The organism is Alginatibacterium sediminis, assembly GCF_003610775.1.
GTDB lineage: Bacteria > Pseudomonadota > Gammaproteobacteria > Enterobacterales > Celerinatantimonadaceae > Alginatibacterium > Alginatibacterium sediminis.
The window spans coordinates 23,689-39,425 of the sequence record NZ_RAQO01000012.1 but is presented as its reverse complement, the minus strand read 5'-3'; the positions used below and the strand labels follow the sequence as shown (position 1 = coordinate 39,425).

Annotated in this window: 16 protein-coding genes and 1 pseudogene; 12 read left to right on the top strand and 5 right to left on the bottom strand. The window is 45.0% G+C overall.

All coding sequences use genetic code 11. The features are described from left to right. The first annotated feature begins 664 nt into the window (after positions 1 to 664). The 4 genes and pseudogenes from coxB to DBZ36_RS18920 all read left to right on the top strand — a co-directional run bounded on the left by coxB (position 665) and on the right by DBZ36_RS18920 (position 4,765). The gene (gene coxB / locus DBZ36_RS18935) at positions 665 to 1,729 is read left to right on the top strand and encodes a cytochrome c oxidase subunit II (RefSeq protein ID WP_120356746.1); all 1,065 of its coding nucleotides are present in this window, start codon (positions 665 to 667) and stop codon (positions 1,727 to 1,729) included. A 22-nt stretch (positions 1,730 to 1,751) separates the two neighbouring features. Continuing rightward, positions 1,752 to 3,339, top strand: a pseudogene (gene ctaD, locus DBZ36_RS18930) (cytochrome c oxidase subunit I). Beyond that, positions 3,340 to 3,906 (top strand): cytochrome c oxidase assembly protein, encoded by a 567-nt coding sequence (locus DBZ36_RS18925; protein ID WP_120356553.1) that lies wholly within the window; start codon positions 3,340 to 3,342, stop codon positions 3,904 to 3,906. After that, positions 3,890 to 4,765, top strand: coding sequence for a cytochrome c oxidase subunit 3 (locus DBZ36_RS18920; RefSeq protein ID WP_120356552.1), 876 nt, complete (start codon positions 3,890 to 3,892; stop codon positions 4,763 to 4,765). Before DBZ36_RS18925 ends, DBZ36_RS18920 begins: the two co-directional genes overlap by 17 nt. Positions 4,766 to 4,792: 27 nt before the next feature. Here DBZ36_RS18920 and DBZ36_RS18915 read toward each other — a convergent pair whose 3' ends face one another. Continuing rightward, on the bottom strand, positions 4,793 to 4,996 hold the full coding sequence (locus tag DBZ36_RS18915; protein WP_120356745.1) for a DUF2909 family protein: 204 nt from the start codon (positions 4,994 to 4,996) through the stop codon (positions 4,793 to 4,795). Between DBZ36_RS18915 and DBZ36_RS18910 the strand changes: the two genes are divergently transcribed. The 4 genes from DBZ36_RS18910 to cyoE are packed head-to-tail and all read left to right on the top strand — an operon-like array spanning position 4,977 to position 8,195. Then, a complete protein-coding gene (locus DBZ36_RS18910; protein ID WP_158589150.1) occupies positions 4,977 to 5,714 on the top strand; it encodes an SURF1 family protein in 738 nt (245 codons plus the stop codon). The genes DBZ36_RS18915 and DBZ36_RS18910 overlap by 20 nt on opposite strands. Beyond that, positions 5,711 to 6,277, top strand: a complete 567-nt coding sequence (locus tag DBZ36_RS18905; protein WP_120356550.1) for a hypothetical protein — start codon at positions 5,711 to 5,713, stop codon at positions 6,275 to 6,277. The genes DBZ36_RS18910 and DBZ36_RS18905 overlap by 4 nt, the downstream gene beginning before the upstream one ends. A gap of 30 nt (positions 6,278 to 6,307) precedes the next feature. Continuing rightward, complete coding sequence (locus tag DBZ36_RS18900; RefSeq protein WP_120356549.1) at positions 6,308 to 7,324, top strand: COX15/CtaA family protein; 1,017 nt, start codon at positions 6,308 to 6,310, stop codon at positions 7,322 to 7,324. Beyond that, entirely contained in the window at positions 7,290 to 8,195 is a 906-nt protein-coding gene (cyoE, locus tag DBZ36_RS18895) for a heme o synthase (RefSeq protein ID WP_120356548.1), read from the top strand. Before DBZ36_RS18900 ends, cyoE begins: the two co-directional genes overlap by 35 nt. Before the next feature lie 21 nt (positions 8,196 to 8,216). Here cyoE and DBZ36_RS20560 read toward each other — a convergent pair whose 3' ends face one another. After that, positions 8,217 to 8,372, bottom strand: coding sequence for a hypothetical protein (locus DBZ36_RS20560; protein ID WP_158589149.1), 156 nt, complete (start codon positions 8,370 to 8,372; stop codon positions 8,217 to 8,219). 135 nt (positions 8,373 to 8,507) lie between these two features. Here DBZ36_RS20560 and dinF point away from each other — a divergent pair, with 135 nt between their 5' ends. Further along, the gene (gene dinF / locus DBZ36_RS18890) at positions 8,508 to 9,845 is read left to right on the top strand and encodes an MATE family efflux transporter DinF (RefSeq protein ID WP_120356547.1); all 1,338 of its coding nucleotides are present in this window, start codon (positions 8,508 to 8,510) and stop codon (positions 9,843 to 9,845) included. Positions 9,846 to 9,987: 142 nt separating this feature from the next. After that, positions 9,988 to 11,496 carry a sensor domain-containing diguanylate cyclase gene (locus DBZ36_RS18885; RefSeq protein ID WP_158589148.1) on the top strand — a complete coding sequence of 503 codons (1,509 nt, stop codon included), beginning with the start codon at positions 9,988 to 9,990 and terminating at the stop codon, positions 11,494 to 11,496. 20 nt (positions 11,497 to 11,516) lie between these two features. Here the strand turns inward: DBZ36_RS18885 and trmL are convergent, their stop codons facing one another. The 3 genes from trmL to DBZ36_RS18870 are packed head-to-tail and all read right to left on the bottom strand — an operon-like array spanning position 11,517 to position 14,036. Then, positions 11,517 to 11,981 (bottom strand): tRNA (uridine(34)/cytosine(34)/5-carboxymethylaminomethyluridine(34)-2'-O)-methyltransferase TrmL, encoded by a 465-nt coding sequence (gene trmL, locus DBZ36_RS18880; RefSeq protein WP_120356545.1) that lies wholly within the window; start codon positions 11,979 to 11,981, stop codon positions 11,517 to 11,519. Positions 11,982 to 12,012: 31 nt separating this feature from the next. Beyond that, positions 12,013 to 13,356 (bottom strand): ATP-binding protein, encoded by a 1,344-nt coding sequence (locus DBZ36_RS18875; RefSeq protein ID WP_120356544.1) that lies wholly within the window; start codon positions 13,354 to 13,356, stop codon positions 12,013 to 12,015. Beyond that, complete coding sequence (locus tag DBZ36_RS18870; RefSeq protein ID WP_120356543.1) at positions 13,347 to 14,036, bottom strand: response regulator; 690 nt, start codon at positions 14,034 to 14,036, stop codon at positions 13,347 to 13,349. The genes DBZ36_RS18875 and DBZ36_RS18870 overlap by 10 nt, the downstream gene beginning before the upstream one ends. A 185-nt stretch (positions 14,037 to 14,221) precedes the next feature. Here DBZ36_RS18870 and DBZ36_RS18865 point away from each other — a divergent pair, with 185 nt between their 5' ends. Both DBZ36_RS18865 and DBZ36_RS18860 read left to right on the top strand, forming a co-directional pair. Next, entirely contained in the window at positions 14,222 to 14,722 is a 501-nt protein-coding gene (locus DBZ36_RS18865; RefSeq protein ID WP_120356542.1) for a Spy/CpxP family protein refolding chaperone, read from the top strand. A gap of 53 nt (positions 14,723 to 14,775) precedes the next feature. Beyond that, complete coding sequence (locus DBZ36_RS18860) at positions 14,776 to 15,678, top strand: cation diffusion facilitator family transporter (protein WP_120356541.1); 903 nt, start codon at positions 14,776 to 14,778, stop codon at positions 15,676 to 15,678. The last annotated feature ends 59 nt before the right edge of the window (positions 15,679 to 15,737 follow it).

Here is a 15,737-nt window from a genome sequence, read left to right as displayed (position 1 = left end):
GCTCCTTGCTCCTTGCTCCTTGCTCCTTGTGCTTATTGTTTTGAACTTCCTTGAAGGAGCGCAGCGACGCCCTTGTAACTTGCAGCCGTGCAACGGCGCACTTTCAACTTTTCACTTTATCACCCGCTTGCAGCTCGGCTGCGCTCTTGGAGCTGCTTAGCAAAAGCGGCGCACTTAACCTTAGACTAAAGTCGTATTCCAATTTTACTTCGTGTTGAACAATTCCAATTTATTGATACTTTAGTGAAAAATGCGCAACAAAGTCTTTACAAGTATGTAACTTGCACGCTAATTTATACGAGTAATTGAACGCTTGGGTTGCCTAAGTTAGGTGATAAAGGACATTAGCTACATAGCAAATGCTGCCCAAGAGCTGTCGTCTGTTGCAGAGAAGTTAAATTTCTCAACCCATTCAGCGCCTCGTCGTGTTGAATTAGCAAGCTGTTTGCAGATGCTGTGCATATATCATGATAACTACAATTAACTTGTTGGTTTGATTGTTATTAACGTTAATTCGGCTCGAAGATCTCTATGAGATATTTGAACTATTAGCGCATCAGCATTTGTGTAAATAAATTGGCTACAAGCAAAGGAGATAGCTGTGAGCCGATGGATACCGTTGAGCCTGTTGTTATTGTTTTCGAACTCGCTCTTCGCTGGCGAAATGATGTTTAATTTACGACCCGGCGTAACCTCAATTAGTCAGCAGGTCTATGACCTGCATATGACGATCTTTTATATCTGTGTTGCTATAGGGCTGGTGGTCTTTGGCGTGATGTTTTGGGCTATGTACCATCATCGGCGCTCAAAAGGTGCTAAAGCTGCGAACTTTCATGAAAGCACCAAAGTTGAAATTATTTGGACCATCGTCCCGTTTATCATTCTTATTGGTATGGCGATCCCAGCGACTAAAACTTTGTTAGCCATGGAAGACCCAAGTAATGCGGACCTCACCATTCAGGTGACTGGCTCGCAATGGAAGTGGCACTACAAATACTTTGACCATCAACTCGAATTCTATAGCAAGCTAGCGACAGACAATCGCGAAGTTGATGGCTCGCTTGAAAAACGCCCCAATTACTTACTTGAAGTTGACTACCCCTTAGTTATCCCTACAGGTAAAAAGGTTCGCTTCTTAATGACGTCTGAAGACGTGATTCATTCGTGGTGGGTTCCTGATTTTGCGGTTAAGAAAGACGCAAATCCAGGCTTTATCAATGAAGCTTGGACGGTTGTGGACACCCCTGGCATCTATCGTGGTCAATGCGCCGAGCTTTGCGGGAAAGATCACGGCTTTATGCCAATTGTGGTCATCGCTAAAGAACAAGCCGACTACGACGCGTGGCTAGCTGAAAAAGAACAAGCCTTTGTCGCTAAACAAGAAGAAGAAAAACGTTTAGTTGCCATGACCATGAGCGAGGATGAACTTATGGAACTGGGTGAGAAAGTTTATATCGATCAGTGCGCAGCTTGTCACCAGCCTAACGGTGAAGGTTTAGCCGGCATTTTTCCAGCACTTAAAGACAGTCCAATTGCTATTGGCGATATGGGCGCACATATTAATGTGGTGGTAAATGGTGCTCCTGGTACAGCGATGCAAGCCTTTGGCAAGCAGATGGGCGTGAAAGAATTGGCTGCGGTAATCACCTATGAGCGTAATGCTTGGGGTAATGACACCGGTGATTTAGTTCAGGCGAAAGATGTTGCCGCTTATTTGGCAGAAAAGTAAGTGTCAAGGATGAGGAATTTTTATGTCTACCGCAATTGATGTTCATGACCATGACGGTCATGACCACAAACCCAAGGGTATTACCCGCTGGTTATTAACCACTAACCACAAAGATATTGGAGCCATGTATCTGTGGTTCAGTTTCGCCATGTTTATCACTGGCGGCGCAATGGCGATGGTTATTCGAGCTGAATTGTTCCAACCGGGACTGCAGCTTGTTGACCCTAACTTTTTTAACCAGATGACCACTATGCACGGTCTGATCATGGTCTTTGGAGCCGTTATGCCAGCCTTTACTGGCTTAGCTAACTGGCTAATTCCGGTGATGATTGGCGCTCCAGATATGGCGCTACCGCGAATGAACAACTGGAGTTTCTGGATCCTTCCATTTGCATTTGCAATCTTACTTTCATCGTTGTTTATGGAAGGTGGTGGTCCAAACTTTGGTTGGACTTTCTACGCGCCGCTATCAACAACATATAGCCCGCCAAGTACGTCTTTGTTTGTGTTCTCGGTGCATATTATGGGTATCAGTTCAATTATGGGAGCGATTAATGTCATCGTAACTATTATGAACATGCGTGCGCCAGGTATGACTTACATGAAATTACCATTGTTCGTGTGGACATGGCTAATTACTGCGTTCTTGTTGATTGCGGTAATGCCGGTTCTTGCAGGCGCTGTAACCATGGTTTTGACCGATAAGTTCTTTGGAACCTCTTTCTTTGACGCCGCAGGCGGTGGTGATCCAGTCTTGTTCCAGCATATATTCTGGTTCTTTGGACACCCTGAAGTTTATATTATGATACTGCCCAGTTTTGGCATTATCTCAGCGATTGTACCTGCCTTCTCCCGCAAAAAAACTGTTTGGCTACGCCTCCATGGTGTACGCAACTGCATCGATTGCGGGCTTAAGTTTTGTGGTTTGGGCGCACCATATGTTTACTACGGGAATGCCAGTGGAGGCAGAGCTGTTCTTTATGTTCTGTACCATGCTGATCTCGGTACCTACGGGAGTTAAGGTCTTCAATTGGGTGGCCACCATGTGGCGCGGGTCGCTCAGCTTTGAAATTCCAATGATGTTTGCCATAGCCTTTATCGTGTTATTTACTATTGGTGGGTTCTCTGGCTTGATGCTGGCAATCACTCCGGTAGATTTCCAGTATCACGATACCTACTTTGTGGTGGCGCATTTCCACTATGTATTGGTAACGGGTGCAATCTTTTCGATTATGGCTGCGGTCTATTATTGGATACCAAAATGGACAGGCAGAATGTACAACGAGCGTATCGCTCAGTGGCATTTCTGGTGCTCTCTTATTTCGGTGAACGTGTTGTTCTTCCCAATGCATTTCTTGGGGCTTGGCGGTATGCCACGCCGAATCCCAGATTATGCACTGCAGTTTGCTGACGTTAACGCCATTGTAAGTATTGGTGGCTTTGCCTTTGGTTTATCTCAGTTCATTTTCTTGTATTGCATTATCCATTGCATACGCAAGGGCGAGCCTGCACCCGCTAAACCGTGGGATGGTGCTGAAGGTCTGGAATGGGATAACTTGCCATCACCAGCTCCTTATCACAGCTTTACAACGCCACCAGAGATTAAGTAGATGGGAACAAATGCCCGATTAGTTAGCAAACTTAGTATCGCAGTGGTGCTGATGTTCGGCTTCGGCTACGCATTAGTACCTTTGTATGATGTCTTTTGCAAAATTACGGGTATTAATGGCAAAACAGAAAAGCAAGCAAGCGCGGTTTCTACTAACGTTGATCAACAACGGTTGATCAACGTTGAGTTCATCACTTACGTGAATAAAGATTTGGCTTGGGATTTTGATGCCGTAACTCAAAAAGTTAGTGTGCATCCCGGTGAATCGATAACCGTAAACTTTAGCGCAACTAATCTTAGCCATGAGACGACGGTAGTACAGGCTGTACCTTCAGTTAGTCCAGGGCGCGGTGCGAGCTATCTTAAAAAAGTAAGCTGTTTTTGTTTTGAACAACAAAGCTTGGCTGCCGGCGAGAGCGTGGACATGCCTTTGCTGTTTTATGTTTCCCCTGACTTACCAAGCGATATTTCGACTTTGACCTTAGCCTATACGATGTTCCCCATCAGTGGTGCGCAGGTAAATGTTTCAACAAATTCACAGGAAGTGAGTAATGACGCAACCCTATGAACACTATTACGTACCCGAGCAAAGCAAATGGCCCTTTATTGGTGCCATTGGTCTATTTTTAATTGCAGTTGGTGCCGGATTAACCGTCCAACAAATCGGAACTGAACAAAGTAGCGGTAGCTGGTTACTAACAGCTGGCGCGGTAGTGATGTTCTGCATGCTGTTTGGCTGGTTTAGTAACGTTATCCAAGAAAGCATGGGCGGCTTATATAGTGCTCAAATGGACCGTTCGTTCAGACAAGGTATGAGTTGGTTTATCTTCTCTGAAGTGATGTTCTTTGGAGCGTTCTTTGGTGCACTGTTTTATGCACGGATGATTTCTGTGCCATGGCTTGGTGGCGCCGGTAACAACGCCATGACTGGAGAAGTACTGTGGCCTAGCTTTGAAGCGATTTGGCCCTTGGTTACGACTCCGGGCGGTACCACAACTGAAGCGATGGGTTGGGGCGGCTTGCCATTGATTAACACGGTAATCTTGTTGATTTCATCCGTCACTTTGCACAAAGCACATCATGCCTTAGAGCATGACCAACGAAAGGCCTTAGTCCGTTGGCTTGGTGCAACCATCGTTTTGGGTTGCATATTTTTGGTGCTTCAAGTGGAAGAATACATTCACGCCTATCAAGAAATGGGTTTGAAATTAGATTCTGGCATTTATGGGAACACGTTTTTCCTACTAACAGGCTTCCACGGATTACACGTAACACTTGGAACCTTGATGTTGTTCATCATGTTCTTACGCATACTCAAAGGTCATTTTACCGGTAAGCAGCATTTTGCATTTATGGCCAGCGCTTGGTATTGGCACTTTGTTGATGTGGTATGGCTGTGCTTGTTCTTTTTTGTGTATGTTCTATAAATTAAGAGTAACTAGGGTAAATACTCCCTAGTAGGGACGCGGGTTGGGTTGAATTAAACCTGTTGCCAGTGCAAGTAAAATTAAAGCAATAATTGCGGCACTAAACCATAGGCGACGGCCAATGTAGTGGCTCATCGGTAGTTTTGATGGGTTTAGCATGCCGCGCATCGCCAAGCCTAGGTTTACGATGACAAAGAGTAGTAGTAACGCGATGAGTAATTTTAATAGCACCCAGACTTCCTTGTGGATGAACGCCGTAACACATTGGCGTTTATTGAGTTTTGTGACCTTGATGTTGGCCTTAGTACTGCTGATGGTCAAGCTTGCGTTTTGGCAAATGCAACGCGCAGAACAAAAACAAGTGATTCTAAGTGAATATTATCAGCGTTCAGGTGATGTTTTTAGTTTGTCATTGGCAATTGGTCGCGGTTCAGAGCAATGGCGCCGAGTGGAAGTTGGCAGTTTGCATTGGAAAGAACAACTCGTTTATCTCGATAATCAGTTTGAGTCCGGACGCAGTGGCTACGCCATTTTTCAACTGGCAAATACTCCCCAAGGAGCGGCGTTGGTTAAAACGGGTTGGGTGCCATTTACTGGAAACCGAAAGCAACTTCCTGAGCTTAAAAACTCCATTTCGCAGTCTCAGTTTTTAATTCGTTACCCAAGCAAATCGATTGTGTTGGATGCAGATCATTGGATCGAAGATATGGGCGTTGCCCAACGAGTACAGCAACTCAATATTGAAGCACTCTCCAAATTATGGGGGATAGAACTGCTGCCTTTTTATCTCGACCCAAACTTGGATCTCAATCCTGAACAACTCATTGCCATGCCAGCCGAAAAACATCAGGCCTACGCATTGCAGTGGGTGTTAATGGCTATAGTAGCCAGTATTTTAACGATTTATGTCGCGACAATTTGGTGGCGTGGCAAAGGAGATGAACAATGAGCGAACTTGCGCAAGGGCAACATTCAGCGCCTATCAATCCAAAGCGCTCTAGACGTACCTTGTATGGGATTATTTTGGTCTTTGTATTGCCGATTGTGCTGGCTTGGTTGGTGCTTCGTCTTGGTTGGTTTGAATCTGGTGTTTTAAGCCATGGTGAGTGGGTTGAGCCAGCGGTTCAACTTACAAACTATCCCGAAGGTAAGTGGTCACTGGCGCAAGTGAATAGTGGCCCTTGTGATGAGGGAGCTTGCCAACAACAATTGCAATGGCTTGATAATGTATGGCAGGGCCTAGGTGCAGCCAAGCTTAAAAGCCAAACTTTAGTTCTTGATGTGGGCACTAGCTCGTCGTTAGCGGATACAACTTGGCAAGGACTAACGATGCCGGTTGACTCCAAGCAACTTACCGACATTAAGGCTTATTCAGGGCACTGGTTAATAGTAGACCCAACCGGATTAGTGATTCTTAGTTACCCACAAATGCAAAATGTTGAGGATTCATCGATAGCAATGGGCCTAAATCGAGACCTTAAAAAATTGATTAAAAATTCGCGCTACCAGTAGTAAGTAGTTGTTATCCTCAAGGAGATAAGCGTGCAGAAAGGGATTTTAGTCGCAATTTTATTGACCTTAGTCGTCATATCGCTAGGCGCATATACCCGACTAACTGATGCTGGGCTTGGATGCCCAGATTGGCCAGGTTGTTATGGACAATTATTAGTCCCAACCAGTAGCGATGCTGTCGCCAGTGCTCAACAAAATTTTGAACGACCTTTAGAGCAACACAAAGCTTGGAATGAAATGATCCACCGATATGCTGCTGGTACTTTAGGTTTTGTTATCTTGGGCTTGTGTATTGCTGCATGGCGATACCGGCAGAAGCGAGCTCTTGCGACCGCCTTGTTAGTTTTAGTTATATTCCAGGCTGCCTTAGGAATGTGGACGGTGACATTGGGCTTGTTACCGTTGGTGGTAACCGCCCATTTACTGGCAGGTTTTGCGACCTTGAGTTTGCTGGTCAGTTGGTATTTTGTCCGCCAGCGCAGCTTTAGTGGTTTTAGTCGCATGAGCCCATTTCTATTTCTGGGCCTGTTGATTCTAATCGGGCAGATATTTCTTGGCGGATGGACCAGTACTAACTACGCTGCGATGAGTTGTCATGCGCTACCTGTTTGCGAACAGGGTTGGCAAGAGTCATTTGACCTAAGTGCATTTGAACCTCTGCCAGATACGCCTCGAGGCGATTACGAATATGGTGTCTTAAGCCATGCCCAACGCACGACCATTCATGCCAGTCATCGTATTGGCGCGGCTATTACTACAATTTATCTACTCATTTTAGCCCTAATCCATATTCAACGTCGCCATAGTGATTTTGAACGAGGGCGAGCTGCAAGAATGATTTGGGTATTATTACTGCAAGTAGGCCTAGGATTAAGCAACGTAGTTTGGCAAATACCGCTACCCATTGCTGTGGCACATAATGTAGTAGCGGCCTTGCTACTAACCAGTTTAATCAGTCTTATTGTGGCGCACCATCAACGCGTACAACCCGCACTAGTAAAGGAGTCGGACTATGAGCAAGTCTCTAAACCTGCCGTGGCAGCTTGAACAACCTGATTGGAGAGCGCTCTATAAACTAACCAAACCTAAGGTCGTTGCACTCATCGTGCTCACGGCTGTGGTTGGCAGTTGTTTGGCAACCTCAACCTTACCACCGCTGCTACCCTTCATTTTAGGTAGTTTGGGAATAGCATTGATGTCAGGTGGTGCGGCTGCGTTCAACCACTGTATTGACCAAGAAGCCGATGCTCGCATGGCGCGTACCCATAATCGACCGCTGCCAAGTGGTAGTGTTAGCCCTGCAATGGCACTAGCATGGGCCTGCCTATTATCACTATTGGGCTTTGTGATTTTATACGCTTGGGTAAATCCCCTCACCGCATGGCTAACCGCAGCTAGTCTTGTAGGCTATGCGGTGGTTTACACCTTATGGCTTAAGCGGGCTACGCCACAAAATATTGTGATAGGTGGCTTAGCGGGAGCAATGCCGCCACTTTTGGGCTGGACCGCAATCAATAACAGTATTTCAGCCGAACCATTGCTGTTGGTGATGATAATTTTCACCTGGACACCGCCACACTTTTGGGCGCTAGCAATTGCCAGACGTGACGATTATGCCAAGGTCAACATCCCAATGTTACCCGTTACCCATGGAATCAAATTTACGAAAAATTTGATTATGCTGTATAGCGTGTTGCTGTTTGCCGTATGTTGTTTACCATTCCTAGTCGGCATGAGCGGTCTACCTTATTTGGTTGGTGTGGTGGCACTTAACGCCATATTTCTGAAGAAAGCTTGGACTCTATACCGAGGCAACGACCAAAGTGATGCGATGGCCTTATTTGGTTACTCAATTGTCTACTTGATGCTGTTGTTTGTTGTATTACTCGCAGACCATTGGATTTTTGCCTGGTTCTAGCGGGCAAATATACTTAGTGTTTTAACTACCGGTTTGGGTTTCATCAACCCAAACCTCTATCCACTGTTGTTCAATACTTTGCGCAACTTTTGTGGTGTTTGATGATTGCTCAGGAGCGATTCCTGACATCAGTATTAGGCCAAGAAGTGCTGCGGCCATGTAATCCCACAGTTTCATCGTGTATCCTCGCTATCAAATATCTTTAATAGCTTAGCAACACTCAAACGGCATACTATTGCTAGTTGCTATAGCACGCATACTCAGTTACCACTATCTACTTAGTGTTATTACAAGCTCTATCATCGAGGTTTCATGCGCCCAAGCTCTATAGACTATCGCCAGTTGCTTTGGATGGCCTTTCCTATGATTCTATCGAATATAACCGTCCCATTATTGGGAATAGTCGATACCATTGTTGTAGGGCATTTAGCGCATGCGCATTATCTAGCAGGGGTTGCCGTGGGGAGTATGATTTGCGGTAACTTGTTTTGGATGTCTGGATTTTTGAGAATGTCGACCACGGGTTTAACGGCGCAAGCCAATGGCCAAGGCAACGTTCATGCGATGACCCAAACGCTGGTACAGGCATTATTAGTGGCAGTAAGTATTGCGAGTATACTGCTTTTACTACAAGTTCCTATTCTAGAATTCGCGCTTAAGATCACCGGTGCGAGTGATGTTGTAAGCGCGTATGCTGCCGACTATTTTTCAATACGGATCTGGAGTGCACCAGCCGTGTTAAGTAACTATGCCTTGTTAGGTTGGTTGCTCGGTATGCAATATGCGCGGGGGCCCTTAATCTTGCTCGTGATTACCAATCTGGTGAATATTGGCTTGGATCTACTATTTGTGTGGGGCTTTGAGTGGGATGTTAAAGGCGTTGCTGCAGCAAGCGTGGTTGCCGATTATATTGCATTGTTGGTGGGCGTTATTCTCGCTATACATATCTTAAAACGTCAGCATAGCGGGTCACTTAGCCCACTACTTTTTTTAGCTGTTCGGGAAATTACCTGGCAAAAAATGCACGGTTTTATGGCCTTGAATCGCGATATTTTTATCCGAACGTTAGCACTACAAGCATGTTTCGCATTTATCACTATTCAAGGGGCTAGGCTAGGCGACAACTACGTAGCCGCGAATGCTGTATTACTTAACTTTCTAATGTTTATTTCGTTTGCAATGGACGGCTTAGCCTACGCAGTTGAAGCACAAGTGGGTCATTCAATTGGGGCAAAACAAACTCAGCGAATGCGCAGACAAGTGCGTGCAGCTCTAGAACTAGCCTTTATTGGCGCTGTTATTTTCGCAGTGTTCTTCTGGTATTTTTCTGTGGATATCGTGTCTTTGTTAACGAGCATCGATAGTATCCGAACTATCGCTTTAGACTATATTTTCTGGATAGCATTACTTCCGCTAATGGCATGTTGGTGCTACGTCTTTGACGGTGTGTTTATAGGCGCTGCTGCAGGCAAGGTTATGAGAAACTCAATGCTGGTTTCCAGTCTCGGGGTGTTTTTCCCAGTATGGTGGTTTTCTCAAAGCCTTGGAAATCATGCTCTTTGGCTTGCGCTATCGGCCTTAATGTTAGCTCGCGGTCTAAGCTTAGGCTGGTACTACCGACGAACTATTTTTGTAAAAACAGTTAATTAGTGTATTTAGGCGCACGAATTCGACAAGTGCATGAAAATCAGCTTTGGTTTACTACTCTAGTTCTGTAGTATCGTTGTACTAAGCGCGCAAATAGGGAGATTGGCCGCTGTTATTTAAGATTTTCAGTGCGTTGGCGATGCTCATGGCATTATCGGTACAAGCTAACGAGCCTGTGCAAGGTCAGTGGCTACAGCACTCTACAGGAAACGTAAGCACCAGCGCTAAAGCTTACGGCTTCAATTATCAATTCAGTGGCCCTGTTTCGTTGTTCGCTGAAAATCCGAGTGTGTTGGTTTTCTCAGGCAGCAGTGCATGGGAATATGCCACAGTGCGTCTGCTAAAAGACGAGCTGATCGTATTTGAAACAAGCACTGGCATCATGTCTGACCTCGACAGCGACTATTTCCTGCGTAACGATCTTAAGTTACCAGCGATTAGTGGTGACTACCTTTTGGTAGTCGACTTTGAAAGTCGCTTCACAATTACTGTACCAACCTTGTATTTATGGTCCCAGAGCGACTATGCAGGGAGAACCACCCCCATTGCTATATTGACCTTGTTGGCGTTAGGTGTGTTGATTGCTCTAGCCATTCAGTATGCAGTGTTTAGCCTAGGTCGAATTGAACGCAGTATCGCTTACTACTCTGCTTTTGTTTTCCTCAATATCGTTTTTTTCGCGAATTCTAACTTAGTCATAAAAAGCTTCCTTGGCTGGAACAACTTTGAACTAAGTTACGCGCCCATCCTATTTAGCAATGTTTTCTATATTTTGTTCGTCAACCGATTATTGCGAATTACACCGGCAAGTGACCCTAAGCTTTGGCGCTTAAGCCGGGTGATTCTTGGTGTCATGATTATCAGCATCCCAATTGCGTTTTGGAACGATACAATTGCAAACGAGCTAAATCGGGTTAATGTCAATTTGTTCCTCATTTATGGACTGTTTTGTGGTATTCACAGAACCCGTCACCGCGACCGTGTTGGTGCATGGTATCTATTAGCAAATTTAACGTTTGTTGTGTTTGGTATATGGTCAACACTCAGTACCATTGGCGCGCCAGAATTGTTTTTACAGGTCGAACAAATTGGTTTGGTTGGCATGACTTTGGAATCGTTGCTTTTAGCAATGATTATGGCCTACAAGCTTCATTTGGTTGAGCGCCAACGTATCTCTTATCTGCAACAAAGCGAACATGCTTTAAGTTTGGCACGCTCTGACTCACTTACCGGGATTGCGAATCGATTTGCATTCGATGAAGTGCTTCCGAGCCAAGTTGAGGGAACCTTGCTTGCCATGCTCGATTTGGATGATCTTAAAAAGTACAACGATGTTCATGGGCATCAACGTGGTGACCATTACATTAAAAGTTTTGCCAACCATTTGTCTAAGGCAACCCGTGACAGCGCAAGTTTGTACCGAATTGGTGGTGATGAATTTATCATATTGAGTACTCAACTCGATGAACAAAGCTTGAAAGAAATCGTTCAAAAAGTAATTACCCAAACGCGTAAATCAGGATTCGATGCCGCAGATGCAAGTGTTGGGGTTGCGCTACGCGAGACCGACCAAACGGTTGGTCAGTGGATTATGTTAGCTGACCAGCGCATGTATCATGATAAGTACTCAAAGCGCGATCAACGCTCAGCGTAAGGTTGTAAAACTTGTTCAGCTTAAACGGCGTCGGGATATCCAAGTTGTCGCCAAGACTCGTATACAAAAACCGATACCGCGTTGGATAGGTTCATACTGCGGCTCTCAGCCAACATAGGGATCCGCAAGCGTTGCTCTGGAGGTAAGCTTTCAATAATGTCAGCTGGCAAGCCTCGCGTCTCGGGTCCAAACATTAAGTAGTCCCCGTCTTGAAAACTAAAGTCACTATGGTACTTACTCGCTTTGGTGGTGCAAGCCATCAAGCGCTCTACCGGTTCTGAACTCAAGAAAGCTTCATAATTGGCGTGACGTTTTACATTGGCAAACTCGTGGTAATCAAGGCCGGCCCGACGCACTCGTTTATCATCCCAAGTAAAACCTAAGGGCTCAATTAAATGCAATTGATAGCCGCTATTAGCTGCAAGGCGGATAATAGCGCCAGTGTTCTGCGGAATTTCAGGTTGGTACAACACAATGTTTATCATAAAACTTTAGACTCACTCACAATAGCTGCGGCTATTGTAAGGGGATTGTAATCGTAAGAGCCAGCCCTTTCTGTGTTCGATTGCGTGCCGATATTTGTCCCGAATGCTGTACGACGGCAGACTCTGCAATAGCTAAGCCCAATCCAACACCTCCAGAATCCCTATCGCGCGCTTCGCCACTACGATAAAACGGCCTGAAAATGTCAACCAATTCAGCTTCTGGTAAACCCGGACCATCATCTTTTACAATAATGTTGAGTTGTTGGTTATCGGTGGTGATTTCAAGTTCAACTTTATGACTGGCGTATTTGAGCGCATTTCGACAAATGTTTTCAACAGCGCTAGCGAGTAAGTTTGGATAACAATGAACAATAACTTGAGGGCATGAACTATGAACAAACTGTTTTTGTAACTGGCTGGCTTCAAACTCGCAATCTTCAATAATATCTTGGAGTAAGTCAGGCAATTCCAAACTGCTTTGTTCAGCGTTTATCTGGCTTCGAGACAATGATAATAACGCCGCGATCATTTCTTCTAAGCGCGCGGATTCACGCTCAATCCGAGCAATTTCAGGTGTTGACTCGCTACGTTTACGATGTAATGCAACAGCCATGTTTAGGCGAGTTAGTGGAGAACGTAGCTCGTGGGATATGTCACTTAACAAACGTTGCTGGTTGCTAATCGCGCTGTTAAGAGCACTCAGCATTCGCTCTAGACTTTCGCCCAGTTGGCCTATTTCATCACCGCGTTTGAGCTGTGGTAGTCGGGTTTGCAGTTTACCCATAGAAATTCGATTGGCTGCGCTTTGCAATTGTCGTAGCGGTTTTACAAAGTGATTTGTAAGCAAGTAAATCAGCACAAAACTAAACAATATGGCTACCCCAACTAAGGCCCATAGTGGTGGACTTAGTTTGGTAAACGCTTGTAGCTGTTCGTCGGTGGCGCGCTTTTCTAGATAGAACAATGAAGGGCTACTACGCACTGATACTTGATACGGGCCAATCACAATATTGTTGTCAATTAGGGCAACCCGCGGGTCCATAGGATCGGAGTGATTGGCAATAAATCGCCGGGTGTTACGCCGGACACCGCGTTTATTCAAAAACTCGCCCTCAAGACTAACTATGTGGGCACGACCATATTTTTGAGCGAACATATTTGGAAATTTCGCATCAATGAATTCGGGATTTAATTGAATCATCGACAAAGCACTATTGGCGCGCTGAGTTGCCCAGCTTGGAGCGACGAAGTTGTCGACGCTAGCGTGCCGCGCAATACTGATAGTTAGCCAAGATGTAATGAGCAAGATCGCCCAAAAAGCTAAAAATATTTTTACAAATAGGCCATTGAAGGCTGGTAACTTTTTTAGGACCATAGTAGCCACATATAGCCTTTTCCACGTACTGTTTTTATGCGCGGATGCCCATCAACACGCTCGGGTATTTTTCGGCGTAGGTTACTCAGGTGCATGTCTAGACTTCTGTCAAATGCTTGTAAGCGCTTACCCAAGACACTTTGGCTCAGCTCGTTCTTATCGATCACTTCGCCTGGGTGACTAATTAATTGCTGCAACAACAAAAATTCGGTGCTGGTAAGATCTAGCAGTTGTTCTTGGCACAGTGCCTGTTGGGTGCCTATATCTATGTGTACATCATGTTGCTCGATGATATTGTCAGATTTTGACGAACTGTCTTGCTTTGCTGTACGGCGTAAAATGGCGCGAATACGAGCCAATAACTCACGCTCACTAAAGGGTTTGGCCAAATAGTCATCGGCTCCGAGTTCCAAACCTAGTACACGGTCAAACTCATCACCTTTGGCGGTAAGCATTAGTACCGGCTGTTGGTTTGAGACGCGAAGTTCACGTAATACATCAAAACCATTTTTTTCAGGCATCATGACGTCCAGCAATACTAGATCGTAGCTTTTTTCTTTGAGGCGCTCTAAGGCACGTTCACCATTATTACAAATTTCAGTGTGATAGCCTTCGAGCTCCAGTAGTTCACTGAGTAACTCACTTAGTTCGCGGTCATCATCAACGAGTAGCAAATTCATTTATTTCTCCAAAACTGTCGCGTACGTAATTCACAAACAACGACTTTATACGGCGATTGTACCGTTTTTTTGTTTAACTAAGTGCTGTTTACATTGCATTTACACAGCTTTACACAGCTCTGACTGTTCTTTGCATGACTTAGAATAAACTTAACTCGAATCCAAAAACAAACAAGGTCCAACCAATGAAAAAGTTAACTCTATTGCTTGCAGCTACGCTTATCGCCGCCCCTACAGCTTTTGCGGCATCTAACGATGGCGGCCATCATAAAGGTGGTAAAGGTCATGGCGGTAAAGGTGAAATGCGAATGATGCGCCAACTTGATTTAAGCGACGAGCAACAAAGCCAAATTAAAGAAATAATGCAAACTCAGCGTGACCAGCGTCAAGCTGACAAAAAAGACTTTAGTGAAATGCAAGCCTATCACGCTCAGCACATGGCTGTCGTGAGTAGTGTTGAGTTTGATGAAGCAGCAGCTAAAGCTCTGATTGACCAGCAATTAACTAAGCAAAGCGAACGAAAGCTTGCAGCGTTAAAAACGCAGCATGAAGTTTTCCAAGTATTGACGCCAGAGCAACAAGTAAAGTATCAAGAGATACACACTGAGCAAATGGAAAAAATGCAAGATAAAATGCAGAAGCGTCAAGGCGGAAAAGGTGATGGGAAAGGCAAAGCTAGTAATTAATTGGTGAGAAATCAGCTATACTCAAGGGCTTTATAGTTTTAGCGGAATAGCGTGTGAGTCAACAGCATTCAAAATTAGTTACCATCGCAACATTGGTCGCAACTACGGTTGCGATTTTTTTGTTGGTGATTAAGTCAGTTGCCTTTTTCTATACCGGCGCGGTAAGTATTTTGGCCAGCATGATCGACTCCTTAATGGATATCGGCATGTCGTTAGTCAATGTATTTGCGGTGCGTTATGCACTAATGCCGCCGGATAAAGACCATCGTTTTGGGCATGGCAAAGCCGAGTCTCTTGCTGGACTTGCTCAATCCTGTTTTATCGCCGGATCTGCGCTCGTCTTACTCTATAGCGGTGGTACAGCTTTAGTACAGCAAAAAGGTATCGACTCTAACAGCATTGGTGTTTGGGTGATGCTAGCTTCCACTTTTATCACCTTTGCTTTAGTAGCCTTCCAGCGTTATGTGATAAAGCTTACCAATAACGCCGTTATCAAAGCCGACTCATTGCACTATGTCATGGATATTATGATGAATGGTGCAGTATTACTGGCGCTATTGTTAATAGATTTTGGCTGGTGGTGGGCAGATGGGCTGCTCGCGGTATTGATATCTCTCTACATAATGAAGAGTGCTTGGGATATCGGCTATCAGTCTATCCAAGATTTATTGGATAGAGAGTTATCTGCGGAAATACGCGAAGAGATTTTGGAGATTGCGAAAGATTCGGAAGGTGTTCTTGGAGCCCATGATTTACGCACTCGCCAGTCGGGTAACACCAAAATTATTCAGTTACATATCGAACTGCTTGATAAGCTGTCTTTGTTTGAAGCCCATGAAATTGGCGACCGTTTGGAAGCGCGATTAATTGAGCGCTGGGAAGGCGCTGATGTTATTATCCACCAAGATCCGCGTAGTATCGTACCCGCTAATCGCCAAGGTCTTTTTGTCGAGTAAAATTCGAATAGGGAAGTTGTAAGTGAACTTAAATAAAGCAAAGCAGTTTGGCTATGAGC